General features: G+C 45.1%; 1 protein-coding gene. It reads left to right on the top strand.

The window, feature by feature from the left end:
• A partial coding sequence (locus tag IEY13_RS29975) for an Ig-like domain-containing protein (protein ID WP_188959466.1) occupies positions 1 to 421 on the top strand: 421 nt, incomplete at both ends.

Raw genomic sequence — 421 nt, 5'->3', positions numbered from 1 at the left:
TAGATAATAATGGATTAGTTCGTGGTGTAGCTGCTGGTAACGCAGTGATTACCTATAGTGTAACCACTGCCAAAGGTTGTGTAAGTGTTGATACTGCTCATGTAGCGGTAAATACTTTGCCAGAGATGGAGAAAAGTGTTGGCCTGCGTGAGGTATGTGCGGGAAGTTCTGTTACGCTGACCAACGGCTCAACTGGTGGAACTGGTGTATGGAGCAGCAGTGCTGTAAGTGTTGCTACAATAGATAATAATGGATTAGTTCGTGGTGTAGCTGCTGGTAACGCAGTGATTAGCTATACTGTAACCAATGCCAAAGGTTGTGTAAGTGTTGATACTGCTCATGTAGTGGTAAATGCTTTACCAGAGATGGAGAAGAGTGTTGGCTTGCGTGAAGTGTGTGCGGGAAGTTCTGTTACGCTGAC

Origin of the sequence: Filimonas zeae (assembly GCF_014641615.1) — a bacterium.
In the GTDB taxonomy this organism is placed as follows: Bacteria; Bacteroidota; Bacteroidia; order Chitinophagales; family Chitinophagaceae; genus Filimonas; species Filimonas zeae.
The sequence above is the reverse complement of the archived record's forward strand: the minus strand, read 5'-3'. Positions and strand labels throughout refer to the sequence as shown.